This is a genomic window from Variovorax sp. MHTC-1, assembly GCF_003984645.1.
Classification (GTDB): Bacteria; Pseudomonadota; Gammaproteobacteria; order Burkholderiales; family Burkholderiaceae_C; genus Variovorax.
The window spans coordinates 13,628-38,907 of the sequence record NZ_RWKI01000007.1; the positions used below are offsets into that span (position 1 = coordinate 13,628).

A 25,280-nucleotide genomic window follows, 5' to 3' on the forward strand; every position below is an offset into this window, starting at 1 on the left:
CGAAGCCGCTGAAACGCGGGCGTTCTTGCACCTTCCTCCCTGTAAGACGTTTGTGATCAAAAAACCAAGACAGTCGGCTTTGCGGCGGCTGTCGGCTGCCTGCGCTCAGCGCGCGCGCAGGGTCACGCTTCCGTCGGGATGGGTTTGCGCGATCACCGGCAAGGTCATCGGCAGCGCGTCCACCAGGCTTGCCGAACCGTTGGCCCGGAAGCGCCCAGACAGCCGAAGCGCGTTCACGCGCGGGTCGGGAGAAAGGATCGGCTGCGGCCGGTAGGCGTTGATCGTTTCCAGCGCCTCGCCGAGCGGCGTGGCGTCGAAGACGAGCCAACCCTCGCGCCATGCGGCCAGGGAGGCGGCGTCGACCTGCTGCACCGGGTCGGGCACTCCATCGCGCAAGCTCAGGGCTTCGCCGGCTTGCAAGTCGACCCCGCTCTCCATCGAGGAAGACGCGTCGGCATCGCCGCGGCGTTGCCTGACGGTCACGCGGACCTTTCCGCGTTCGACGGCGACCAGGATGGGCCCGCCGCGGTCGCGGACGGTGAACGCGGTGCCGATCACCCGGATGACGGCATCGCGCGTCCGCACCTCGAACGGCCGCTGCGCGTCCGCCGCCACTTCGAAGCGCGCCTCGCCGCCGGCGAAGTCGACCACGCGCCGCTGCCGGTACAGCCTGACCGTGACCTTGCTTTGCGCACTGAGTTCGACCCGGCTGCCCGGCGAACCGTCCGGAAGAAGAACCTTGCGCAGTTGCGCGGTCTGCGTCGAGAAGTCGGCGGCGAAGAGCGGTTGCTGCCAATACCACTGAAAGCCCTTGCCCGCGAGCACGCCTGTGCCTATCAGGCCGGCCACGGAAAGGACGAGGTTGCGGCGCTGGCGTCCGCGCGCCGCTGCGATCCGCGTGTCCGGCTCGGCGAAGCAATCGCGAAGATCCGAAGCCAAGCCGCCCAGGGCATCCCAGCGCTGCTGCGCTTCCACCGCCGCCGCTTCATGTGTCGGCGAAGCCGCTCGCCATTCGCGCAGTGCCGCCGTCGCGAGTTCAGCCGACGCGGGGCTCGCGCCTTCGCTTCGGACGATCAAGGTGAGCGCATGCTCGACCAGCTTCTCGCTTCGGGGGATGGCCATGGCGCAAGCGGGTCAGCAACTCTCTTCAGCCAGGGAGGAGACGAATGCGGAGCGCATGGAGGGCAGCTGCGGCTCGACGATCTGGGTGCGCAGTTCGGCCAGCGTGCGCGAGCAGTCGAGTACCGCGCGCACCAGGTGCTTGGCGACCGCCATCTCCGTGATGCCGAGGCGCGCGGCGATTTCCGCGTGCGTGTACCCGTAGGCGCGGAACAGCAGGAACACTTCGCGCCGGCGAGGCGGCAGCTTCTCGAGGGTCTGGACCACGCGTTCCAGGATCTGCCGCTGGGAGATGAGGTACTCGCTCGACGGCGCGCTGGTCGCAACATCGGTACTGCTCCGGTCCCGTGCCCATTCCTGGACCACCTGCCGATGGCGGGCCGCGTCGATGCAAAGGTTGCGAGCGACGCGAAACAGCAGGGCGCGCGGAGAGTCGATCTTCAGGCTCAGGTCTTCGGAGCCGCGCGCCGAGCCTTTCAGCCCGAGCGCATGCGTGTACACGCGCTCGAAGCTCGACTGCGCGATGTCCGCCGCGTGTTCCGGATCGCGCAGCTCCCATGTCAACTGCTTGCGCAGGTCCCTGTAGTGCTTGACCAATTCCTGTACCAAGTCGTGCATGCAGCTCGCCCCTCCGACGACCTCGAAGGGGGACGCGATGCGGCGCGACGCCCAGCTCTTCAGGTCATGAATGAGAATTATTCCCATCCAATCTTACGACACAAAAGCTGCAGCTGTGAGACGCCATTCAAAGGTGCCTGGCGACGGCCTCCAGGCCGGCCGCAACGATCTCGGCGATGTGGTCGACTTCCTTCTCGGTGACGATCAGCGGGGGCAACAGCCGCACCACGCTGCCGTGCCGTCCGCCCAACTCGAGGATCAATCCGCGCTGCAGGCAGGCCTGCTGCAATCGGGAGGCGAGGGCGGGCGCTGCGGACGGCTGGCCGAGCGCATCCAATGCGCCGTCGGGATCGATCATCTCCATGCCGATCATGAGACCCCGGCCGCGCACGTCGCCGATGCAGGCGTGGTCGCGCTGGAGGTGCGCCAAGTAGCCCCTCAGGCGCGCGCCCATTCGCTCGGCATGTTCATGCAGGCGTTCCGCGCGGATGTGCCTCAAGGTCGCCGAGCCGGCGGCCATCGCGAGCTGGTTGCCGCGGAAGGTGCCGGCATGCGCGCCCGGGCGCCACTGGTCGAGTTCGCCACGATAGACCACCACGGACAGCGGCAGGCTCCCGCCGATGGCCTTCGACAGGACCAGCACATCGGGCACGATGCCCGAGTGCTCGAAGGCGAACATCTTTCCGGTTCGCCCGAAGCCGCTTTGCACTTCGTCGACCAGGAGCGGAACGCCGACACGCTGCGTGATCTCACGGACACCGCGCACCCAGGCGTCCGGCGCCGGAATGACACCGCCTTCGCCCTGCACGATCTCCATCACCATGCCTGCCGGCGCGGGCACACCGCTTTCCGGATCGGACAACACGGTTTCGATGTAGTGCAGGCTCGCCGCCATGGTGGCGTTCGGGTCCAGGCCGAAGGGGCTGCGGTATTCGTAGGGGTAGGGCAGGAACTGGACGCCCGACACGAGACCGCCGATGGCGCTCTTCGGTCCCAGGTTGCCCATCAGGTTGAGCGTGCCCTGCGTCATGCCGTGGTACGCGCCGTGGAAGCTCAGGATGGTCTGGCGGCCGGTGGCGATCTTGACGAGCTTGAGCGCGGCTTCGATCGCATCGGCGCCGGTGGGGCCGCAGAACTGGATGCGCGCGTCCTTGGCGAACTCCGGCGGCAGCAGGCTGAACAGGGTCTCGACGAATTCGTCCTTGACGGGCGTGGTGAGGTCCAGCGTGTGCAGGGGAATCTCATCGCGCAGCACCTGCTGAATGGCCTGGACCACGACCGGATGGTTGTGCCCGAGCGCCAGCGTGCCCGCGCCGGCCAGGCAGTCGATGAAGACGCGGCCCTCGACATCCTCCACGTAGATGCCGCGGCCGCGCTTGAGCGCGATGGGCAGGCGCCGGGGATAGCTGCGCGCGCTCGATTCGCGCGCGCTCTGGCGCTCCAGCAGCGGATTCGTCGTGAGCTGGTAGGGCTGCCTCAGGGCGTCGTGTCTTCGGCCGAAGGGTTCCTCGGTGTCGGACGCGCGTGTGACGGGAAGGGACAGAACACTGGACATTGGGTCTCCGTTCGCGGCAGTGGGATCGGCGCTTCGCGGCGAGTTGAGCAGGGCTCGCTGGCGAGAAGCTCCGTGGATCCCGGTGTGGATATCTGCATGCAGCGCATGGCCGAAGGTTTGCCGCCTTCTGCGAAGTAGATGACGGCCTTGCCTCTTCTTTGTTTAGGGCCTGTTAACGCTATTTGCGGGGTCGCGAAGGCCTGCCAGGGCGGGCCAATCAAGGCGCGCGACGCCGTGCGTGCGTCGGCACGCACAAGGAGCGCAACGCCGAGTGGCGCGCCCTGGCAGGCCTTCCCTTCGGGTTGCCCAGCCAAGGGGCCGTCTGCGGCGTTGCCCGCGCTTGCAAGGCGTGAGCCTTGCATCCAGCCCCTTGGCTGGGCAACGCGATCCCCGCAAATAGCGTTAACAGGCCCTCGCCGCGCCCATCTAAACATCCGGGGCCTCGAGCCGTCTTCTTCAGCGTGCGATCCCTGAATCCCCGAAAACCGTGGCGGATGTCGGCTCCTCCTTCATCGAATCGTCTCGCGGCCCTCGGGCTGGCGATCGCGCTGGGCCAATCCCTGGAAGCGCCGGCATGGGCGTCCTCGCAAGAAGGCGCGGACAGAGAAGCCCATCCCTCCGCGCTGAACGAAAGCGGCGGCGAACGGCAAGTGCTCAAGTTCAACGATCTGGGCACCAGCGTCGGCATGGCGCCGCCCTCGAACCATGCCGGCTTTGCGGTCAACCGCGAGCTGCTGCGGGGTTTCCCGAACGAGAGCGCCCTGCGCAACGGCTACCGCGATTTCGGCTATCTGGGTCTGGAAAGCACGGTGGCGCGCGAGGGGGTCGAAGTCTTCAGAGGGCCGGCGTCCGCCCTGTACGGCAACGGCAAGCCGGGCGGAGACCTCAACGTGCTGACGCGGCAACCCGATGGGGTGCGGCGAAGGGACGCGCAGCTGTCGAAATCGCGCCAGGGGTACCGAAGCCTCAAGGCCGATCTGAGCGATGCCGTGGGTGACGACGTCGCGCTGCGCATCAGCCTCGGCGCGGAAGGCGGGCCCAGCCGCCGTCAGTTCGACGACGAAAAAAGCTATGGCGTGACGCCCTCGATCGCCTGGCGCGTCGGCCCACGAACCCGGGTGGCGCTGGAGTTCGATCTGTTCAGGCTGCGCGACCAGGTGCAGCCCGACCGCTTGCCGCTGGCTCCATTGCTCGCGTTCTCCGATCGCAAGACGCTGGGAGAAGCAAGGGACTGGGCGCGCGAATCGGGCAGCACCTGGCGCCTCGCGCTCGAACATGCCCTCGACGAGAACTGGCGAATGCGCCAGGCCTTGTTCGTTCAGCGAAGCCGTTCATCGCGCGACGCCACCGAACTCGACGTCTACGGGATGACCGGCGACGGGATCTTCACGGACGACGACCGTTCGGTTCGCCGGGTGGCGGCGCGCCGCAGCGAACGCATCGTGAGCGATGTTTCGCAGACCGAGATTCAGGGGCAGTTCGATCTGCACGGAGCGAAGCATCAGATCCTCGCGGGCATCGAACTCGGCCGGTATCAGGTGCACTCCCTCGGCGGCCGTGCGCCGCTGGCCGCGTTGGACCTGTCGGCCCCGGTCTACGGCGCGCTGCCGGATGCCTACGTTCCCGATACCGCTCAGGTGCAAGACGGGCGGAACTCGGTGCTGTACCTGCGGGATCGCATGCGCTGGGGGAGCCACTGGCAGTTGCTGCTGGGGCTGCGGGCCGAGCAGTCGCGCGCGGCCAGCGAGGATCGGCTGAGCAGCGATGTCAATACCGGCCGCAGCAGCCTGCTCTCGCCGCGCGCGGGACTGGTCTATTCGCCGCGGCCGGGGTGGTCCTGGTTTGCGAGCTGGACGCAGTCTTCACGTCCCCAGATCGGCGAGGTCGCGGCGGATGGGGCCCTGCTGCCGCCCGAGAAAGGAAGGCAGATCGAGGCCGGGCTTCAGTGGGGCGATTCCAAGCAAGGAATGCTGGGAACGCTTTCCCTGTATCAGCTGCGCCGCCAGGGCCTGGCCGCGACCGACCCGCGCAATCCGAACTTCGTGGTGGCGGGCGGCGAGCGCCAAAGCCATGGCATCGAGCTCGAGTTGCGGGGCGAGCTGATGCGCGGGCTCAGCCTCGACTTCAGCCTGGAGGCGCTGCGCGCGCGCGTGCGCCGTGACACCGCGGTGGCATCGGGTACACCGCTGCCGGGCGTGGCGCCCTGGTTCGTGAGCGCATGGCTGACGAAGCAGCTGTCGGAGCGCTGGACGCTGGGATGGGGACTGATCGGGGAGGGGCCGCGCCGCGCCGCTTGGCCTCCCAACGACCTGCGCTTGCCGGCCTACGTGACGACGGACCTGGCGCTTGCGTATCGCGGGGCCGGCTGGCGCCTTCAGGTCGCCATGGGCAACGTCCTGGGCCGCCGCGCGATCGTGTCAGACGGATATGCCATCAGCTTCACCGAGCCGCGGAGCCTGTCCGTCACGGTGTCCATGAGGCTCTGAGGCCTTATCGGAATACTGCGGGGCGCGCCCGCTAAACATTCCGGCGCGCCAAGCGTCATCCCTGTAGTTCCTGCCCATTTCGAGGTTCTCGTGCTCATCTTCCTCATCAAGCGATCGCGCTGGCTGCTGCTGGCGGCGTCGATCGCGAGCGTTGTTTCCGGCGTCTGCGGCGTCCTGCTGGTGACCCAGATCAATGCCGCACTGACGGCCGACGAGGCAACGCGCGCTCGGCTGCCGTGGAACTTCGCAGCCGTCGTACTGGGAGCGCTGATCTGCGGCGTCTGGTCGAAGATCCTGTTCGAGCAGCTGCGCCTGCGCGCGATGTCGGAATTGCGCCGCTTCGTCTCGGACCGCGTGATGGACGCGCCGATCCGGCGACTCGAACAGGTCGGCGCCGCCAAGGTCCAATCGGCGCTGGCCGATCATGTGACGGACGTTGCACGCTTCTTCGTCACCGTGCCTGCCATCCTGACCAATGGCGTGATCGTGATCGGCTGCCTGATCTACCTCGCGGTGCTCTCGATGCAGGTCTTCACGGCCGCCGTCGGGGTTATCGTGATGGGGTCTGCAGGCTACCTGTTGGCCCAGCGCCGCGCCGCGCGCCATCTGGTCGCCGCGTCCAGGGAGCAGGATCTGCTGTTCGGATACTTCCGCTCGCTCACGGACGGCGCCAAGGAGCTGCGGCAGAACCGACGCAAGAGGAGGCTGTTCGGCTCCGATGTTCTCGCAACCTCGATCGAGCAGGTCAGGCGGCACCGCATGCGCGGCATGGCGATCTTCGAGACCGCTTCGGGCTGGGGCAACTTCCTGATTTATGCCTTCATCGGGCTGGTGCTGTTCGTGCTGGTGGGCGACGTCCCCGACCGGGCCCGCGTGATGACCGGCTTCGCGCTGGTGTTCGTCTACATGGTGACGCCCCTGCAAAGCCTGCTCAACTGGCTGCCCGAGGCCAATCTGGCCCGCGTGTCTTCCGCCCGCATCGAAGAGGTGACTCAGCGCATGGCGTCGCCCGAAACCCCTGCGGACGAAGCTTCGCGCGCCGCGTTCGCCAGCATCGAACTCAAGGGGCTGAAACATCGCTACTACCACGAGCAGAGCGGGGACTTCTTCGAGCTGGGCCCGATCGATCTGCGATTCTTTCCTGGCGAGGTGGTGTTCCTGGTGGGCGGCAATGGCAGTGGCAAGACGACGCTCGCCAAGTTGATGGTGGGACTCTATCCCCAGGAGGCGGGAGAGCTCCTGCTCGACGGCGAACGCGTCGGGGACGCCAGCCGCGATCGCTACCGGCAGCTGTTCTCGGCGGTCTTCTCGGACTTCCACCTGTTCGACCAGCTGCTGGAAACAGGGCGGCCGGAGATCGACGCGGAGGGCAACCGGCTGATCGAGAAGCTCCACCTGCAGCACAAGGTCGAGGTGCGCAACGGCGCGTTCACGACGCGTGAGCTGTCCCAGGGGCAGCGCAAGCGGCTGGCCCTCGTCGTCGCCTGTCTGGAGGATCGCCCGTTCCTCGTCTTCGACGAATGGGCGGCCGACCAGGACCCCGTCTTCAAGCGCTTTTTCTATCACGAGGTGTTGTCGGAGCTCCGCGCGATGGGCAAAGCGGTGCTCGTGATCTCCCACGACGACCGCTACTTTCATATGGGGGATCGCATTGTTCGCCTGGAGAGCGGAAAGATCGTATCCGTGGATGTCTCCCATCGGCCGGGCGGCGATGACACTGGCGGGGAAAGTCCGGCGCCCGGAGGAAATGCTGACGCAGAAAGAATCTGGACGCGGGTGCTGGGTCAAGCTCTGCGAAAGAATGCCGGTGCTGAACATCCCGCGTGATCTTGCGTTTGTAGGACGTTGTGAGACACAGATGGGAGAAAGCGATGCACACCAGAAACCATGAACCCACCGATCCGGCTTTCAGCGCGGCCTGGCAGCTCTTCCGGACCATGCATGACTCTCCGTCGCTAGCGAACGCGGAGCAACTCATACGATGGCTTGGTCGAGATCCCAGGAATGTGCGCGCGTTGGACAATGCGCTCACCGTGTGGGCGCTTGCGGGCGCCGCGCTTGTCGGTTCTGAACTGGACGGCGAGTCGGGATCGGGGCGCACCTTACAGTGACAGAACGGCCGCCAGCGCGCCTGGGAGTGCTCGTTTCGCACGGCGCACGGCTTGAAGCCTAGGGCTTCGTCTGAGCGCAAGGCGGCGGTTGCTGCACCCCTTCACAGCGACTAGGGCCTGTTAACGCTATTTGCGGGGATCGCGTTGCCCAGCCAAGGGGCTGGATGCAAGGCGCCCGTGCGCAGCAAGGCTTGCGCCTTGCAAGCGCGGGCAACGCCGCAGACGGCCCCTTGGCTGGGCAACCCGAAGGGAATGCCTGCCAGGGCGCGCCACTCGGCGTTGCGCTCCTTGTGCGTGCCGACGCACGCACGGCGTCGCGCGCCTTGATTGGCCCGCCCTGGCAGGCCTTCGCGACCCCGCAAATAGCGTTGACAGGCCCTAGCGCCAACGATGAGCCAGGAGGAATCACGCAATGGACGTGGCTTCTCGAAACGTTGAGTGTCTGGTGAAAGAGCACCGGACGCTGATGAGCCACTTCGGCCGCGTGCAGATCCATTGCAGCCGGTTGATGAGCGCGCAGCTCGCCGAGATCGAAGATCTGCGCGCCCAGGCGCGTGCAGGATCACTGCAAGCGCACCGGCACCTTGCCCAGGCTGCAAGTACTCGAGATCTTCCGCTCCAGTGAATCTCGGCATCTGTCGGCAGAGGAGGTGTTTCGGCGGCTTCTCTATCACGGCTCGGACGTGGGCTTGGCCACCGTCTACCGCGTGTTGTCGCAGTTGGAAGGTGCCGGACTTCTTTCGCGCAATGTGTTCGACGGCAGCAAGGCGGTTTTCGAGATCAATGAGGGGGGACATCCACAGCCTTCGGGCCTCGGATCCGTCGACCCATGGTGAAGGCGGTACGCGCGCGGCCCCATTCCGCCGTCGCTGGATCGGTCGAACTGGAGGACGATGTCTATTGGCGACTTAGCTCTCGGCAGCCAGCATGCATTCGTGGCCAATGCGCCTACGTCGGCGGCAGGCGTTGGCTGACCCGGTGCACTTCGACCGCGATGATCATCATCGCCATGGGCAAGCGTGGCCTTTTTGCGCTCATGCTGGCGTTGCTGGTAGGGCCGCTGCTTGCCCAGCAATCTCCTCGTCAGCCAATTGTCTATGTCGCGGCGATCGAAGGCCCGGTCGACATGGGGCTTGCGCCCTTCGTTCAAAGGGTGCTCGACGAAGCGAAAGCGGCCGAGGCGGCTGCCGTGGTGCTGAAGATCAACACCTTCGGCGGGCGCGTCGACGCTGCAGTGCAGATCCGGGACGCACTTCTTGCCAGCAGCGTTCGCACGGTAGCGTTCATAGACAAGCGAGCAATCTCGGCCGGCGCCCTCATCAGCTTGGCTTGCAACAGCATCCTCATGTCCGGTGGAAGCACGATCGGGGCGGCAACTCCAATGCAGGCAGGGCAAGGTGGCGCCGTCGCACAGCCGGCAGGAGAAAAGGCGGTTTCCTATGTGCGAAAGGAGTTCCGGGCCACCGCTGAGAGCCGCGGCCGGCCGCTGCTCCTCGCTGAAGCCATGGTCGATGCGGACGTGGCCATTCCCGACGTCGTCGAAAAGGGGAAGCTTCTCACCTTGACTACCGAGGAAGCGATCAAGCATCGGCTCGCTGACGCAAGAGCGGACACCCTGGAAGCAGTGCTTCAGCACGAAGGCCTCGCCGGTGCCGAGATCCGCAGCACCGCGCCGAACTGGGCCGAACGCCTGGTGCGTCTGCTGACTGAGCCGCTGGTGAGCTCGCTCCTGATCACCCTCGCGACGCTCGGCCTCGTGGTGGAGCTGCGTGCACCGGGGTTCGGCGTTGCCGGCGCTGTAGGTCTCTCGAGTCTGGCGTTGTTCTTGTGGGGGCACTGGCTGGTGCAACTGGCCGGCTGGGAAGAATTGCTTTTGATCACCGCGGGGGTCGGCTTGCTCGCGCTGGAGGTGTTCGTGATTCCGGGATTCGGGATTGCGGGAACGCTCGGGATTCTCGGCATCCTTGCTGGCCTGGTGCTCAGCGTTCTGGGGCCGGAGCCGACCGGACAGCTGATTGCGCAGGCTGCGGTGCGCGTCGGGATCTCGCTTCTGATCGCACTGGCTGCCAGCATCGTTCTGCTTCGTTTCGTCACTCGCCTGCCGATCGGACGCGGGCTGGTCCTGGACAGCGGTCTGCTCTCGGCGCAGGGCTATACATCCGCATCGGATGCAGATCAGCGCTGGCTCGGGCGCAATGGAGTGGCTTTGACCGCGCTGAGGCCTGCAGGCATCGCCGAGATCGATGGTCAGCGCATCGATGTGGTGTCGAACGGGGAACTCATCGATGCTTCCGAGTCCATCCAGGTGGTGCGCGTCGACGGAAATCGCATCGTGGTCGCGCGTTTGCGCAACGCTTGAGAAGGAGCCCACATGTTTGGCTTGGAGACAGGAATGCTCGGAACCGGCGCGTTGATCGTCCTCATCATCGTCGTGCTCGCAGCTGTGCTGTACCTGGTGCCGATCCCGCTGTGGATCGCCGCATGGGCGTCCGGCGCCTACGTGGGCATGTTCACGCTGGTGGCGATGAGGCTGCGGCGCGTGCCGCCGGGCACCATCGTCACGGCCCGCATCAGTGCGGTCAAGGCTGGCATCGACATTCCCCTCAATGACCTCGAAGCGCACTTCCTGGCCGGCGGCAATGTGGTGCGGGTCGTCAACGCCATGATCTCGGCCGACAAGGCCAGCATTCCGCTGACCTTCAAACGTGCGTCGGCCATCGATCTCGCTGGCCGCAACGTCCTGGAAGCGGTGCAGATGTCCGTGCTGCCCAAGGTAATCGAGACTCCCCGGATAGCGGCGGTTGCAAAGGACGGTATCCAGCTCATGGCGGTTTCCCGTGTGACGGTTCGTACCAATATCGAGCGGCTGGTGGGCGGCGCGGGCGAAGAAACCATCATCGCGCGGGTCGGCGAAGGCATGGTGAGCACCATCGGCTCTGCAGTGAACCACAAGAGCGTCCTCGAGAATCCCGATCACATCTCCAAACACATCCTGAGCAAGGGACTGGACGCCGGCACAGCGTACGAGATTCTTTCCATCGACATCGCGGACGTCGATGTCGGGGAAAACATCGGCGCGAAACTGCAGATCGATCAGGCCAACGCGGACAAGCAGATCGCTCAAGCCAAAGCGGAGGAGCGCCGCGCCATGGCTGTCGCCCTCGAACAGGAGATGAGCGCACGCGTTGTCGAGGCGGAAGCGGAGGTGCCGCGTGCGATGGCCGAGGCCTTCCGGGCGGGCAACCTCGGGATCATGGATTACTACCGGATGAAGAATCTTCAGGCCGACACCGAGATGCGAAGCGTCATCGCGAGCCCCGAGGAAGGTGGCCAGGGCCAGGGAGGCAGACGCCCGTGATCTCTGGAGATCTGTTCTTCTACCTCTTGCTCGCCGCAGTTGTGCTGGTGCTTGGCTACGCGGTTAGACGAAACGCGAGACCCAGGCAGAGACAACCCGCGCCCGGGCAAGCGCCGACGACAGTATTCGAGCCGAGTACAAGCGACGAGGCGCGGAGGATCCTGGCAGAAGCGGAGCCCCGCCGAAGACCTTATCAGCCGCCCGTATCGATTGGTCACCCTCGTCGCAGGCGAGCCCAAGCGCTGTTCGATTCGAGACAGGGCTTGCGTGATGCGGTGGTTGCGGCGACCGTGCTGGGTGCTTGTCGCGCGCTCGAAGCTCCCGGTACGCAGGCCGACAGCGTCGCTCCCGCCATGAAGGCACCGGGAGACGTTCGTCGGCCATGAGCTATTCGGTAGGCCGGCTCCGGGGTGGCGGCGTTCCTGCTGGCGCAGCTCGATCGGCGCACGCCGGACTTCCGGGAATCGCATGCGATGGCTGCTCAGGAGCCGATGTCGATCAGCGCCAGCCCCGTCTCCCGGTCGCATTTCTTGCGCAGGTAGCCGGGCGACTCGACCAGCACCACCTCGAGCGTGGGCCGCACGGTCGCCTCCAGCAGGTGGCCGCCCACGGTACTGCCGTCGCGGCGCCCCAGCACCGTGTGCGCATGCACCTTGGGCTGATCACCATCGAGTGCGATGTCGCCGTTGAGCGAAAGCACCTCGACCTGCTCCGGCACCGGAATACGCTCGTAGTCCTTGCGCTCCCAGTCGAAGTAGCCCAGCACGGCGCCCTCCAGCGCGCCGATGGCGCTGAAGCGGCTGGCCGTGAGGCCATGCTCCTTTGCGAAGCGCTCCAGCGTTGAAACCACCTCGTCGCCCTTGTCGAAGACGAGGGCAATGGTCCGTTCGGGACCGTCGTTGATCACCTTGGATTTCATGGAAAGTCTCCTTGCGTGAGCCTTGATGTCCCAGAGTTCCGCATCGCCGGCATGCGAAAAGCGCCCACTTCGACCTTGGCGATGGGTGCGTCCTGGTCGTGTCGCATCCCGAACTCCTCAGCGGCGGGCGTCCTTCGGCGGGAACATGCCGTCCCACCATTCCTTCGCCGTGGCGATCAGCATGCCCACCGAATCGGGGTCGCGCTTGAGCACGGCCGACAGATAGCCCTTGACCTGCTTGGCGGTGACATGCGGCGGCACAGGCGGGACGTTGGGGTCGGTCACCATCTCCAGGACCGTGGGCCGGTCCGCGGCCAGTGCCTCGTCCCAGGCCGGCCCGACGCGGTCCGGCCGGTCGACCCGGATGCCGTGCAGTCCGAGCAGCCGCGCCTGCTCGGCATAGGGATAGGTGGGCAGATCCTGCGAGGCCTCGAACTTCTTCTCGCCGGCTCCGATGCGCTGCTCCCACGTGACCATGTTCAGGTCGCCGTTGTTCAGGACCATGATCACCAGCCGCGGATCGCTCCAGTTGCGCCATTGGTGGGCGATCGTGATCAGGCCATTGATGCCGATCATCTGCATCGCGCCGTCGCCCAGCAGGGCGATGACGGGCCGTTGGGGGTAGGCGAACTTGGCGGCGATGGCGTAGGGCACCGCCGGCCCCATGGTGGCCAGCCCGCCCGAGAGCGAAGCCATCATGCCGCGCCGGATCTTCAGATCGCGCGCGTACCAGGCGGCGGAGGTGCCGGAGTCGCAGGTCAGGATGCAGTCGTCGGGCAGCCGAGGCGAGAGCTCCCAGAACACACGTTGCGGGTTGACCGGGTCGGCATCGTTCATGGCTCGCGCTTCCAGCACTTGCCACCACCTGGCCACGTCCTCCTCGATCTTGCCCCGCCATGAGCGGTCCGCCTTGTGCTCCAGCAGCGGCAGCAGGGCACGCAGCGTCTCGCGGCTGTCGCCGACGAGGTTGACTTCCATCGGGTAGCGGATGGAGAGCTTGCGTGCGTCGCGGTCGATCTGCACGCCGCGCGCCTGGCCTTCCTTTGGAAGAAACTCCGAGTACGGGAAGCTGGAGCCGACCATCAGCAGCGTGTCGCAGTGGCTCATCATCTCCCAGCTGGGCTGCGTGCCCAGCAGGCCGATCGCACCGGTGACGAACGGCAGCTCGTCCGGCACAGCCGCCTTGCCGAGCAGCGCCTTGGCGATCCCGCCGCCGAGACGCTCGGCCACCTCGACCAGCTCGTCGGTGGCGTGCAGTGCGCCGGCGCCGGCGAGGATCGCCACACGCTGGCCCGAATTGAGGACATCGGCAGCCGCACGCAGGCTGTCGCCACCGGGCACCAGCGACAAGCCGGTCGTTCCGATCCCGCTGTGCACCGTGCCGTGCTCGCGCGGCGGCGTCTCCGCATCCATCTCCTGCAGGTCATTCGGAAGGATGATGCAGGTCACCGCCCGCTGGTCGCGGGCGATCCGGTACGCCCGGTCCACCAAGTGCCGCACCTGGGCCGGCACCATGGCGGTATGCACGAATTCGCTCGCCACGTCCTTGAAGAGGTTCTGCAGGTCCACTTCCTGCTGGTAGTCGCCCCCGATCGCCGACCTTGCGGCCTGGCCGACGATTGCCAGCACGGGCTGGTGATCGGCCTTGGCGTCGTAGAGCCCGTTGAGCAGGTGAATTGCGCCCGGCCCGGAGGTCGCCATGCACACGCCGACCTCGCCGGTGAACTTGGCGTGGGCGCAGGCCATGAAGGCGGCCAGTTCCTCGTGGCGCGCCTGCACGAATTCGATCTTGCCTTGCAGCCTGTCGAGCGCTCCCATCAATCCGTTGATGCCGTCGCCTGGATAGCCGAACACGCGGCGCACGCCCCACGCATGCAGGCGCTGCAGCAATTGGTCACTGGTTGTTTCGCTCATGATGACTCCATGAATGGCAGCCCTGATTCGCCCCGGCGAGGACCCATCGAAATCACTCTGGGGGTCGCCGAGCGGAAAGCGTGTAGGCGAACTTCCAGCATGTGCATGTGTCCGCATTCATTGCCGGAGCGTGTCGCAGGCCTAGGCTGCTGCGCGGCATGTTCCCTGCCGGGATGATGGAGCGGGGTGCGCAGCAGCAGGTGTCTTCAACGCGCCGAATCCTGCTCGCAGAGATCGGCCGGGCCCCTGCAGTCGTTCTCCTTGGTCGGCAGTGCGCCACGATCCTCAGGATTCCTGACCGCTGGCGGCTTCTTGAATATGCCAGGGTCTACCCGAGGCGGCGGTGCTTTGATGGACTCGGGATCGACATGGGCGGGGGGTGTTTTCACAATGCCGGGATCCACTGCGGGAGCGGATGCCGCTGGCGCCGGCGGCTCAGCGTCATGAGGCCGCGGCAGGGGCTGGGCAGCCAGGACGAGACAAACTGCCGCGAGGGCGGCGGCCGTGACGAGTTGCACTGTCTTCATGGGTTCCATCCACTTGCGTGCGGCGACAGTCATGGTGGCTCTGTTCACTCTACGGCGAGGCCACGCCCAATGGTGTAGGCGCTTGCCGTCTGGACGGACGGGAGGCGGCGCCGCTCCCTCCGCGGCGCGGGCGGTGATCTCCTTCGCGGTGTGCGCGCCAAACGGGCCGCTTGCGGAGCGATGGTTCGGCGGATGCAGCGCATGCGGAACTCGTGCTCCGCGCCCGGTCAAACATCCACATGACGTTCTGATCCACCTTCCAAGTGAAAGGAGATGCAGATGACCAGATTCGCACCACGGGCTGTTCTTCTCGCGGCCGTCGTCAGCAGCCTTGCCCCGCTGCACGCGTCTGCTCAACTCAGGCAGGCGCCTCCGCCCGACGTCGAGTACCTGAGCGGCGGCATCGGACAGGCGGAGGCTCAGCAGATGAAGCTTGCCGCGCGCGACTACAGTCTTTCGCTTCTGTTCGCGACACCTTCAGGCCAGTACCTTGCTGCCCGCAAATAGCGTTAACAGGCCTAGTCAAGACGACTGCCGTGATGTTGCCTTTGTTGGCATTCATGGCCATGCCGGTGTCTCCGCAATCGAGCAAGGACTCCCGCGTCGCAGAAGCCGACCGCGAGATGATGGTCGATGTGGCGCAGGCCAACCTGGCAGAGATCGCGACGGGAAAGCTGGCGCTGGACAAGTCCCAGGACCCGAAGATAGACAAGTTCGCACAGCAGATGATCGACGACCATACCAAGGCCCTGGACGATCTGAAGAAGATCGCGCAGAGCAAGGGTGTGGAGATTCCCGGAGAGCCCGATCTCGCGCACAAGGCGCCTCGTTCCCTGCAGGCACTTCCTGCGCGCAAGCTCTTGTCTTCCTGACAACCAGGAGATTCTTGATGAACCGAATCTTTCCACACGCGCTCTGGTGGGTTGCCTCGGCCATGTTGGCGTCGGGTGCCGCCTGGGCTGCGCCCGAAGGCGCTTCGGCAACCGACTCCTCGCGATCGGCTTCGGGCACGAGCAGCGCTACCTTCGACGTCATCTTTGCGCAGCCCGAGGTGTCGGACCGAATTCGCGCCCGTGCCGCCGATGGGTGCTGGGTCATGTTCCATGACGGTGTCGACTATGTCGGGCGCCGACTGACATTGCTGGGCCCGATAGCCGTGAGCGATTTCTCGTCGTCCATGCCCGACTGGCGGCACTGGGACAGCGCCATCGTGGGTCCGCGGGCGCGCGTCGCGGCCTTTCAAGACACTGGGTTCAAGAAGCAGCTTGCAGTACTGCAGCCGGGCCAGCGCGTCGGCAATCTTGACCAGAAGGAGTTTGGTTGGCGCAAGGACATGGCTTCCGTGCGCATTACTTGCGCTTGACTCCGATGAATCTTCAGCACAAACAAGCCCTGGTCACCGGCGCCTCGCAGGGCATCGGCAAGACGATCGCGTTGCGGCTTGCGCAATCGGGCGCCGACATCGCGCTCAACGTTCTGCAGGCCGACGAGCGCTCTGAACAAGTGCGACAGCAGATCGAGGCCATGGGCCGGCGCTGCGTCGTGCTGCCTTTCGACGTGTCGAAGCTCGGGCCGATGCGCGCGGCGCTCGAGCATGCTGCCCGCGAGCTCGGCACGCTGGATATCCTGGTCAACAATGCAGGAATCCAGAAGCGCGCCGACTTCCTCGATGTCAGCGAAGCCGACTACGACAGAGTGATGGAAGTGAACCTCAAGGCAGCGTTCTTCCTCACGCAGGCCTTTGCTGCGCAGTGCAAGGCGGCTGGGCGCGGCGGCAAGGTGATCAACATCAGTTCGGTTCACGAGGACTTGCCGTTTCCGCATTTCGCTTCCTATTGCGTCAGCAAGGGCGGCACGAAGATGATGATGCGCAACCTGGCGATCGAGCTCGCGCCGTTGGGCATCACAGTCAACAACATTGCACCGGGAGCGATCGAGACGCCCATCAATGCCCAGCTGCTGAACGACCCGAAGCTGCACCAGGCGCTGCTCGCCAACATTCCGCTCGGGCGCCTGGGCCAGCGCGAGGACGTCGCAGGCGTGGCGGCGTTTCTGGCGTCGTCGGAGGCCGACTACATCACCGGCACCACCACCGTGGTCGACGGCGGGCTGCTCTGGAACTACGCCGAGCAATGAAAGCCGACGAGGGCAGGGCGGCGCCTGCCGGCGCGCAACGTTCGAAGCAGGCCTCCGAAGCACCGGCGCCCGACGTCCTGACGCCGACGGATCGCTACCAGGAGCTGTTCGCTGCAGTTCAACGCGAGGGCGTGTTCTCCGACAGCAAGACCTTCGTCGACTGTGCGCCGCTGGGCGAGCCGGCCGCCATCATGGCCGCTTATCGCTCTCTCTGCCATGAGCCAGGCTTCGACCTCCCGCAGTTCGTGCATGCTCATTTCAGGGCCATCCAGCCGGCCCCCAGCGAGTACGAGTCGATCCCGGGGCAACCCATCGGCGCGCATATCCAAACGCTGTGGCAGGTTCTCACCCGGCATCCGAAGGCCCATCCGCCGCATGCGTCGCTGCTGCGGCTGCCGCATCCCTACGTGGTGCCGGGAGGCCGGTTCGGCGAGCTCTACTACTGGGACTCGTACTTCACGATGCTAGGCCTGGCCTGTGCCGGCCACACCCGGCTGCTGCAGGACATGGTGGAAAACTTCGCCTATTTGATCGATACCTACGGGCTTGTGCCGAATGGCACGCGCACGTATTACCTGAGCCGTTCGCAACCGCCCGTGTTCTCGCTCATGGTCGACCTCGCCGAACGGCATGGCGCCATCGACGCGCTGGACTTTCTGCCGCAGCTTCGACAGGAGCACGCCTACTGGCTGACCGGCAGCGAGGGCTTGGCCGCCGGTGCGGCCTGCCGGCGTGTGGTGCGCTTGGGTTCCGGCGTGCTGCTCAACCGCTACTGGGACGACCGCGACGCACCGCGCGAGGAGTCGTGGCTGGAAGACGTGACGACCGTCGAGGGCTGCAACCGCGAGCCGGCCGAGGTGTACCGCGATCTGCGCGCGGCGTGCGAATCCGGCTGGGATTTCAGCACCCGCTGGCTTCGCGAGGCGCCGCCGCGCAAGGCCCCGCATGGGCCGGTTCATGTTCGCGCCGCCACTGCCCCTTCGCTGGCGAGCATCTGCACAACCGACATCGTGCCGGTGGACCTCAATGCCTTCCTCTACGCGCTGGAAAGCCGGATCGCCGCATTGGCGAAGCGGGGCGGCGATGCACGCGCCGCGCGCGAGTTCGGGCAGCGGGCCGACGCGCGCAAGGCGGCGATCATCGAACTGTGCTGGGATGCCGGGCAAGGCGCGTTCTTCGACTACGACTGGCGGGCCGGGGCGCGGCGAAGCTGCCTGACCGCCGCCTGCGTGGTGCCGCTGTTCGTCGGCATGGCCGACCCGCCGCATGCGCAGGCGCTGGCCGCCACCGTGGCGGCGCGGCTGCTGGCGCCCGGGGGCATGTCGACTACCGAATGCGCGAGCGATCAGCAATGGGACCGGCCCAACGGCTGGGCTCCGCTTCAGTGGATGGGCAGCCGGGGGTTTGCCGACTACGGCTGCCACTGGATTTCAAACACCATCGCCAGACGCTGGCTTGCGACCGTGGCGGCGGTCTACGAACGCGAAGGAAAGCTGGTCGAGAAGTACGCGCTGCGGCACGTCGAGCACGAGGACTCCGCGGGCGGCGGTGGCGGCGAGTACCCGCTGCAGGACGGCTTCGGCTGGACCAACGGCGTCACCTGCGCCTTGCTGGCGGCGCAGCCTCAGCACACCGCCAACGCATCCGTTGCGCACGATTCCGTCCACCGGCACCGCTGAGATGTCTCCGGCTCGAAGATGCCGGCCGTCCCCGCGCCGCTCCTCGGTGCACTCAATTCGCGAACGAGTCGATGAACTTCGCAGCACGGAAACGAATCAATCTTCGAGCAACGTTCTCATTCGTGTCGTCGCCCAGCTCTGCGGAGCAGGCATCGTCAGCCGCATAGAGCCGCCCGGCGCCGGGCGCGCTCGGCTTACGCCCATACCTTGACTTCGCGCGAGGGCATAGGGCGTCCGGCGAATGGGTTCTCTCGCCAGCATGGCCGATGGCGAGCGTTTTCCCCAATACGGCCGACAAGGAAGCACCGTGCGTCAACACAACCGAGTGTCGCCGGACTGCAGAATGCGGCGCAACCTCGTTCCCGGTGCTTGAGGAACTGACCCATGCTTCGCCCCGCAGCCCATCTTTTCGTCTCGGGACTGGTGCTCCTTCTCGGCGCGTGTGCGGCCAGCCCAGGGCAAACGCCTGCGGCAGGAGTCGGCACCGAGGCCCGCGCACTGCACGCGCCTGCCTTCTCGTCGCTCGTGGCCAGCCGCCGGGCATCGGTAGTCGACATCACAACCCTGCGTGTCGGTCGCGACGAACACCATCCGGACATTGAACTGGAGTTCGCACCCGAGAACGACTTCGCCGATCGCTTGGCCTGGCCGCTTCCCGCCAGTGTGCGGCTCAGCCAGATCCGAGATCTCGCCTCGGGCGTGATTCTCGCGAGCGACGGGCTGATCCTCACCAGCGCGCACGTGGTCGCGAGCATCGATGAAGCCCAAGTCCGGCTGGACGACGGCCGCCGATTCAAGGCACGCGTGGTCGGCGTCGACAGGCGCACCGACGTGGCCTTGTTGAAGATCGAGGCGAAGGATCTGCCGGTCGCTGTCATCGGCGATTCTTCTCGACTCGCTCCAGGCGACTGGGTCGCCGCGATCAGCGCGCCCTTCGGCTTTCACGGAAGCGTCACAACGGGCGTGGTCAGTGCAACGGATCGATTCATCGGCGGTGCCGGGGAGATTCCCTTCATCCAGACCGACGTCGCCATCAATCCCGGCAGTTCGGGCAGTCCCCTGTTCAATAGCCGCGGCGAAGTCGTTGCAATCAATTCCCTGATCTACAGCGGAAGCGGCGGCTACATGGGTCTTTCCTTCTCCATCCCGATCAATCTCGCGATGAAGATCGCCGCTCAGCTGCGCACGCACGGCACGGTTCCACGCGCTCATCTTGGTGCCGAAGTCCAGGAAATGACGGCGGCCCTGGCCCGATCGTTCGGAATACCTCAGGCAACCGGTGCTCTTGTGGTTCGAGTGGATGCTGACAGTCCCGCCCAGGCTGCCGGCTTGGCTCGAGGCGACGTCATCGCCAAGTTCGATGGCGTTCGCATTTCGCACTTCACCGATGTGCTGCGGCACATCGCCGACTGCAGGCCTGGGACCCGCAGTCGGATGGATGTGTGGCGGCGCGGCAAGATGCTCACCGTGTGGGTGACGCTCTCGGAACCGCCGGCTTCCAAGATCGCTTCGTTGACCGATGACGCGGCTGAATGGAACGATGGGCTCGGCCTGAGCCTGGGCGAGCTGTCGCACGCACGGCGCCTGCGCTTGCGCATCGATGGCGGTCTGCTCGTTCGCGAAGCCGCCGGGTTGGCGCGCAGCGAGGGCGTTCGCGCCGGCGATCTCATCATCGCCGTGAACGACATGCGGCTCGAGAACGTCGACGATTTTCGGCGCAGCCTGTCGCGCATACCGGCAGGCCGAACGGTCGCATTGCTGGTCATGCGAGACCGACGGATGGCCTACGTGCCGGTTCGGATCCCCATGCAGGGAGTCGGTTCACGGAGCCGGCTGTATTCCGCCGGCCCGGACGCGTTGCTTCAGCGCATTGGGGTTGCGGGCGAGGAGCAACAGTGATCCGCCTCGCAGACTTCAAGCCCATGCTGCTGTCAGCGCGGCAGCTCGACCTCGAGGAACCCGGCTGGATCTATGAGCTGGAATACGACGGCGTACGCGTCACAGCAGAATTCGGAGCGCGTGCCGTGCAGTTGCGAACGCGCAATGGCGCCGACGCGACCAAGTGGTTTCCAGAGATCACCGACAGCTTGGCCGAAGTGTCGGGCGGGCCGTTTGTCGTCGATGGAGAGGTCTGCGTGCTGGACGATCTCGGCCGCAGCGACGTCGAGGCACTTCAGAAGCGCGCCCACCATCGGCGCTGGTACGAGAGGGCGAAGCCGGTTGTCTACTGTGTCTTCGACCTCCTCGTCGACCGAGGCGCAGATATCACGACCCAGCCATTGTTGCTCCGCAAGGCCGCTCTGAGTCGCTTGTTTACCGAGCCGTCTCGGGGCATCGTCGTGGTGGAGTACTTTGAGGAGGGCGCGAAGCGGTTGCTGAAGGGGACCGTCAAGCTGCTCGGGATGAAGGGCCTCATCGCGAAACGCCGCTCCAGCATCTATCTGCCGGGTGTGCGGTCGAGCGAGTGGATCAAGGTGAAGTTGCCGCCAGGGAAGTCCGAGCAGCAGCAGGGCTGACCGGTTTTCTTGTCGAGCCTCGCCCAAGAGCCTGGCGCCGCTGCCGCAGCGTGTGACACATTGTTCCAGTCCTGGGACATCAGCGGCACGCACCACGAGCCAAGGCCCGGCTCGGCCCTGTGGGCGCGGCGGCGGAACGGCACTTGCTTTGACAAGCGTCCATGACCTCACTCGACCCCGCCCTTGCTTCCAGGCCCCACCTGAGCGTGCGCACGGTGTGCGTGGACGCGCCCGGGCGGCTGCACCTGGGCTTTCTCGATCCCGCCGGCTCGCTGGGGCGCGCGTTCGGCAGCCTCGGGCTGGTGATCGATGGCTTCACGACCGAGGTCGAGCTGGCGGCGGCGTCCTCGGACCGCATGACGGGGGATACGCCGGCCGCGCAAGCAGAGCTCGATCGCGCCGGCGCCTTCCTGCAGCTGCTGCGCGAGCGCAGCGGCCGCCATGCGCCGCTGTCCCTGCGGCTGCGGCAAGTGCTGCCGCCGCACGCAGGCTTCGGCTCCGGCACCCAGCTCGCGTGTGCCATCGGCCGGGCCTTCGCCACCTGGCACGGCCTCGATCTGAGCACCGCCACGCTGGCGCAGTGGCTCGGCCGCGGTCTGCGCTCGGGCGTCGGGATCGCGGGCTTCGACGCCGGGGGCTTGCTGGTCGATGGCGGCCCCGGCACGGACGGCCTGCCCGCACCGCTGCTGTCGCGCGTGGCTTTCCCCGCGGCATGGCGCATCGTCGTGGCCCAGGACCCTTCGCATCGGGGCCTGTCGGGCAGCGCCGAGAAGAAGGCCCTCGCCGCCTTGCCGCCCTTGCCGCAGGCCAGTGCTGCCGACATCTGCCACCAGGTCCTGATGCGCATCCTGCCGGGAGCGGCGAGTGCCGCATTCGCGCCGTTCGCGGCGGGCGTCCACCGAATGCAGCAACTGCTCGGCGAGCACTTCGCGCCGGCGCAGGGCGGTGCCTTCACGAGTCCGGCGGTCGGCCGGCTGATGCAGTGGATCGCCGAGGCGAACCGCGACGCGAAGGCCGGGCCGTCGGCCGCGATCGGTCAAAGCTCGTGGGGACCGACCGGCTTCGCCATCGTGCCGTCGCAAGCGCGCGCCGAAGCGCTGGTCGAAGCCGCGCGGGCAGCCGGTCAGGTCGACGCCCATCTGATGCTGCGCATCGTGTCCGGCCGCAACCACGCGGCGACGGTGTGCAAAGTCAGCTCGGACCCGCGCATCGATTGAACACGCCGCAGACAACCCTCCACACCGAAAGCTCCCATGGAACGTCCCCGCATCCTCCACATGTTCACGCCCGGCCGCCAGATGAGTCCGTTCGACATCAACATGGCGGCGGATGCGGGCTACCAGATCATCGCGCCTTGCTGCGAAGTGGACCTCGACCGCATCACCGCGCTGACGCAGGACACCATCTTCTCGCGCGGACCGAAGGGCGTCGCGCGCACCGGCATCTTCATCGGCGGACGCGATGCGCAGCTGGCCGCCGACATGCTCGAGCGCGCGCGTACCTCGATGGTCAAGCCCTTCGTTGTCTCCCTGATGGCCGACCCGAGCGGTGCCTACACCACGGCCGCGGCCATGGTCGCCTGCGTCGAGGCCGCCTTGAAGCGCTACCTGCCCCAAGGCCTTGAAGGCCAGCGCGTCGTCATCCTTGGCGGCACGGGCCCGGTCGGCCGCGTGGCCGGAGTGATCGCTGCGCAGGCCGGCGCCCAGGTCTTTCTGTCCAGCCGCAACGGCATCGACGCGGCCGAGGAAGCCGCTCAGGAAACCGGGCGCCGCTTCGGCGTCACCCTGCACGGCCTGTCCGGCGGCGACCCGGCTGCCGTGCGCAGCTCGATCGCCGAGGCCGATGTGCTGCTCGCCTGCGCGGCGGCCGGCGTCCAGGTGGTGTCGAGCGAGGCGCTCGGCGCCGCCACCCGGCTCAAGGTGGCGGCCGACGTGAATGCCGTGCCGCCCGAAGGCATCGCCGGCGTCGGCGTGATGGACGACGCCAAGCCATTGGCCGGCACGCAGGCCGTCGGCATCGGCGCGCTGGCGGTGGGCAACGTCAAGTACCAGACGCAGCATCGCCTGCTGGTGCAGATGTGCGAGGCCGAGAAGGCGCAGGTGCTGAGCTTCCCCGAGGCCTTCGCGGTCGCCCGAGCCTTCCTGGCCGAGCAGGCCGGCAAGGCGGCGTGAGGCGCGCTCGCGCGATGCAGACGCTCGCAGTCGCCGCCATCTCTGCGCGTGCCATGGCCGAGGCGGCAGCGGACGACGGCTTCGACGTGGTCGCGCTCGATCTGTTCGGCGACGTCGACACGCGCCGCGCCGCTTCGCGCTGGCTGCCGATCGGCGCGCCTGGAAGCCTCCATATCGATGGCGTGCGGGTCCTGGCCGCATTGCGCGAGCTGGCACGCGAACGCGAAGGCGGGGAACCGGTCGTGGGCTGGGTGGCCGGCAGCGGTTTCGAAGGCGAGCCCGGCTTGCTCGAAGAGGGCGCGGCCATGCTGCCGCTGATCGGCACCGCCGCGGCCGCGGTGCGCCGGCTGCGCGATCCGGCGGCGTTCTTCGGCTTTCTCGCGGCGGAGGGCCTGCCGCATCCGCAGGCGAGCTTCGAGGCGCCCGAGGATCCTGCAGGCTGGTTGATGAAGGACGCACATGGCTGCGGCGGCTGGCATGTTCGTCGCGCGCCCTGGCCCGAGGACGAGCGGTCTTCCGCGCATCGCTACTACCAGCGCGAGATGCCGGGGCTGCCGATGTCGGCCACCTTCATCGCCAATGGGCGAGATGTCCATGTGCTCGGCTTCAATGAACTGAGCGTGCGCCGCTTCGGCGCGCGGCCTTTCGTCTTTTGCGGTGCGGTCGGCCCCGTCCCTGTGGCGGCCGACCTGGCGCGCCGCGTGACGGCCATCGCGCTCGCGCTCGCTGCGGAGTTCGAGCTCTGCGGCCTGTGCAGCCTGGATTTCATGCGCGACGGCGACGCCATCGGCGTGCTGGAAGTCAATCCCAGGCCGCCGGCAAGCATGAGCCTTTATCGCGCGCGGCCCGGCTCTGCGGGCCTGATGCAGGCGCACTTGCGCGCCTGCCTGGAGAGGGAGCTGCCCCCGGCAACGCCCTCGCATGCGCAAGACATCGAGGGCATGGAGATCGTCTTCGCGCGGCGACCCCTGCAGCTCGACGCAGCCGCAGCGCGGAAGCTCGCCGCATGGCCCGGCATTCGCGACCTGCCCGATGCCGGCCAGCGCTTCGACATCGACGACCCGGTGTGCACCCTGACGGCGAGCGCAAGCAGCGCCCTGCAGGTTCGCACGCGCTTGAACGAAGGCCGCGAGCGGCTGCTGCAATCACTGGAGACCTTGGCATGAGCAACACTTCCTCTCCGGCGGCGGCCGCGGGCCTGAGCGTCAACCTGCTGGCGCGTCCGCTGGTCGAACGCCTGCTGGCCGATGCCGATGCGCTGGGCCTGCATGTGCGCCGCGACGACACAGGGGTCCGCATCGTCGATGCCGGCATCGAGGCACGCGGCAGCGTGGCGGCCGGGCTGCGGATCGGCGAGATCTGCATGGGTGGATTGGGACACGCGCACCTGCGCAGCGATGGTGGCGCCGAAGGCTGGCCGACATGGCTCGACGTGCGCAGCTCGCAGCCGGTACTGGCCTGCCTGGGCAGCCAGTATGCGGGCTGGAGCCTGTCGGCGACCAAGGAAGAGACCGGCGGCAAGAAGTTCTTCTCGCTCGGCTCCGGTCCGGCGCGCGCGCTGGCGGTCAAGGAGAAACTCTTCGCCGAGCTGGGCTACCGCGATCGCGCGGACTCCGGCGTGCTGGTGCTGGAAGTCGACCGCGCGCCGCCGAAGATCGTGATCGACAAGCTGCTGCGCGACTGCGAGCTTTCGGCGCCGGCGCTGACGCTGATCCTCACGCCCACCACCAGCCTCGCAGGCACCACGCAGGTCGTCGCGCGCGTGCTCGAAGTGGCGCTGCACAAGGCGCACGAGCTCAGCTATGCGCTGGCGGACATCGTCGACGGCGCCGCCAGCGCGCCGCTGCCGTCGCCCAGCAGCGATGGCATCGAGGCCATGGGCCGCACCAACGATGCGATCCTGTACGGCGGCCGCGTGCATCTGACCGTGCGCGGCGACGACGACGCGGCCCGCGCGCTCGCGCGTGCGCTGCCCTCCAGCAACTCGCGCGACTACGGGCGTTCTTTCGCAGAGATCTTCAAGGAGGCGGCATACGACTTCTACAAGATCGACGGCGCGCTGTTCGCTCCGGCCGAGGTCTGGGTCAGCAATCTCGACAGCGGCCATACCTGGCACGGCGGGGCGTGCGACATGGCGCTGCTGCAGCGCCTGTGGCTGCAGGAGGCCTGAC

Annotated in this window: 21 protein-coding genes and 1 pseudogene; 17 read left to right on the forward strand and 5 right to left on the reverse strand. The window is 66.8% G+C overall.

Annotated features, from left to right (window positions below):
- Nucleotides 1-105 precede the first annotated feature (105 nt).
- From EJI01_RS13705 to EJI01_RS13715, 3 genes are all read right to left on the reverse strand, one after another.
- Nucleotides 106-1,122 carry a FecR family protein gene (locus EJI01_RS13705; RefSeq protein WP_126837708.1) on the reverse strand — a complete coding sequence of 339 codons (1,017 nt, stop codon included), beginning with the start codon at nt 1,120-1,122 and terminating at the stop codon, nt 106-108.
- 12 nt (nt 1,123-1,134) lie between these two features.
- Nucleotides 1,135-1,737 (reverse strand): RNA polymerase sigma factor, encoded by a 603-nt coding sequence (locus EJI01_RS13710; RefSeq protein ID WP_126837709.1) that lies wholly within the window; start codon nt 1,735-1,737, stop codon nt 1,135-1,137.
- Nucleotides 1,738-1,864: 127 nt separating this feature from the next.
- Nucleotides 1,865-3,292, reverse strand: a complete 1,428-nt coding sequence (locus tag EJI01_RS13715) for an aspartate aminotransferase family protein (protein ID WP_126837710.1) — start codon at nt 3,290-3,292, stop codon at nt 1,865-1,867.
- A 494-nt stretch (nt 3,293-3,786) separates the two neighbouring features.
- Here EJI01_RS13715 and EJI01_RS13720 point away from each other — a divergent pair, with 494 nt between their 5' ends.
- The 6 genes and pseudogenes from EJI01_RS13720 to floA all read left to right on the forward strand — a co-directional run bounded on the left by EJI01_RS13720 (nt 3,787) and on the right by floA (nt 11,247).
- Nucleotides 3,787-5,778: a TonB-dependent siderophore receptor gene (locus tag EJI01_RS13720; protein WP_126837711.1), complete on the forward strand. Its 1,992-nt coding sequence runs from the start codon at nt 3,787-3,789 to the stop codon at nt 5,776-5,778.
- Between the two features lie 90 nt (nt 5,779-5,868).
- Nucleotides 5,869-7,605, forward strand: a complete 1,737-nt coding sequence (locus tag EJI01_RS13725) for a cyclic peptide export ABC transporter (protein WP_126837712.1) — start codon at nt 5,869-5,871, stop codon at nt 7,603-7,605.
- A 696-nt stretch (nt 7,606-8,301) separates the two neighbouring features.
- A complete protein-coding gene (locus tag EJI01_RS28765; protein WP_185878914.1) occupies nt 8,302-8,514 on the forward strand; it encodes a hypothetical protein in 213 nt (70 codons plus the stop codon).
- Nucleotides 8,444-8,686 (forward strand): annotated as a pseudogene (locus EJI01_RS13735) (transcriptional repressor); the annotation flags it as partial. The gene EJI01_RS28765 and the pseudogene EJI01_RS13735, both read left to right, overlap by 71 nt.
- A 197-nt stretch (nt 8,687-8,883) precedes the next feature.
- A complete protein-coding gene (locus EJI01_RS13740) occupies nt 8,884-10,248 on the forward strand; it encodes a nodulation protein NfeD (protein WP_185878915.1) in 1,365 nt (454 codons plus the stop codon).
- A gap of 12 nt (nt 10,249-10,260) precedes the next feature.
- Nucleotides 10,261-11,247 carry a flotillin-like protein FloA gene (gene floA, locus EJI01_RS13745; protein WP_312846055.1) on the forward strand — a complete coding sequence of 329 codons (987 nt, stop codon included), beginning with the start codon at nt 10,261-10,263 and terminating at the stop codon, nt 11,245-11,247.
- Between the two features lie 481 nt (nt 11,248-11,728).
- Here floA and EJI01_RS13750 read toward each other — a convergent pair whose 3' ends face one another.
- Nucleotides 11,729-12,166: a PPC domain-containing DNA-binding protein gene (locus EJI01_RS13750; RefSeq protein WP_126837716.1), complete on the reverse strand. Its 438-nt coding sequence runs from the start codon at nt 12,164-12,166 to the stop codon at nt 11,729-11,731.
- Nucleotides 12,167-12,283: 117 nt separating this feature from the next.
- On the reverse strand, nt 12,284-14,080 hold the full coding sequence (locus EJI01_RS13755) for a thiamine pyrophosphate-requiring protein (RefSeq protein WP_126837717.1): 1,797 nt from the start codon (nt 14,078-14,080) through the stop codon (nt 12,284-12,286).
- Nucleotides 14,081-14,886: 806 nt separating this feature from the next.
- Between EJI01_RS13755 and EJI01_RS13760 the strand changes: the two genes are divergently transcribed.
- The 11 genes from EJI01_RS13760 to mch all read left to right on the forward strand — a co-directional run bounded on the left by EJI01_RS13760 (nt 14,887) and on the right by mch (nt 25,279).
- Nucleotides 14,887-15,114, forward strand: a complete 228-nt coding sequence (locus EJI01_RS13760; RefSeq protein ID WP_126837718.1) for a hypothetical protein — start codon at nt 14,887-14,889, stop codon at nt 15,112-15,114.
- A 32-nt stretch (nt 15,115-15,146) separates the two neighbouring features.
- The gene (locus EJI01_RS13765; RefSeq protein WP_126837719.1) at nt 15,147-15,479 is read left to right on the forward strand and encodes a DUF4142 domain-containing protein; all 333 of its coding nucleotides are present in this window, start codon (nt 15,147-15,149) and stop codon (nt 15,477-15,479) included.
- A 17-nt stretch (nt 15,480-15,496) separates the two neighbouring features.
- Entirely contained in the window at nt 15,497-15,970 is a 474-nt protein-coding gene (locus EJI01_RS13770; RefSeq protein ID WP_126837720.1) for a hypothetical protein, read from the forward strand.
- 5 nt (nt 15,971-15,975) lie between these two features.
- Nucleotides 15,976-16,743: an SDR family NAD(P)-dependent oxidoreductase gene (locus EJI01_RS13775; RefSeq protein WP_126837721.1), complete on the forward strand. Its 768-nt coding sequence runs from the start codon at nt 15,976-15,978 to the stop codon at nt 16,741-16,743.
- Nucleotides 16,740-18,422 carry an alpha,alpha-trehalase TreF gene (gene treF, locus EJI01_RS13780; RefSeq protein WP_126837722.1) on the forward strand — a complete coding sequence of 561 codons (1,683 nt, stop codon included), beginning with the start codon at nt 16,740-16,742 and terminating at the stop codon, nt 18,420-18,422. The genes EJI01_RS13775 and treF overlap by 4 nt, the downstream gene beginning before the upstream one ends.
- A 384-nt stretch (nt 18,423-18,806) precedes the next feature.
- Entirely contained in the window at nt 18,807-20,321 is a 1,515-nt protein-coding gene (locus EJI01_RS13785) for a trypsin-like peptidase domain-containing protein (protein WP_126837723.1), read from the forward strand.
- Nucleotides 20,318-20,938, forward strand: a complete 621-nt coding sequence (locus tag EJI01_RS13790; protein WP_126837724.1) for a hypothetical protein — start codon at nt 20,318-20,320, stop codon at nt 20,936-20,938. Before EJI01_RS13785 ends, EJI01_RS13790 begins: the two co-directional genes overlap by 4 nt.
- 161 nt (nt 20,939-21,099) lie before the next feature.
- Nucleotides 21,100-22,155, forward strand: a complete 1,056-nt coding sequence (locus tag EJI01_RS13795; RefSeq protein ID WP_126837725.1) for a beta-ribofuranosylaminobenzene 5'-phosphate synthase family protein — start codon at nt 21,100-21,102, stop codon at nt 22,153-22,155.
- Between the two features lie 36 nt (nt 22,156-22,191).
- The gene (locus EJI01_RS13800) at nt 22,192-23,109 is read left to right on the forward strand and encodes an NAD(P)-dependent methylenetetrahydromethanopterin dehydrogenase (RefSeq protein WP_126837726.1); all 918 of its coding nucleotides are present in this window, start codon (nt 22,192-22,194) and stop codon (nt 23,107-23,109) included.
- Nucleotides 23,110-23,123: 14 nt separating this feature from the next.
- Nucleotides 23,124-24,275, forward strand: a complete 1,152-nt coding sequence (locus EJI01_RS13805; RefSeq protein WP_126837727.1) for an ATP-grasp domain-containing protein — start codon at nt 23,124-23,126, stop codon at nt 24,273-24,275.
- Nucleotides 24,272-25,279 (forward strand): methenyltetrahydromethanopterin cyclohydrolase, encoded by a 1,008-nt coding sequence (gene mch / locus EJI01_RS13810; RefSeq protein WP_126837728.1) that lies wholly within the window; start codon nt 24,272-24,274, stop codon nt 25,277-25,279. The genes EJI01_RS13805 and mch overlap by 4 nt, the downstream gene beginning before the upstream one ends.
- Nucleotide 25,280 lies beyond the last annotated feature (1 nt).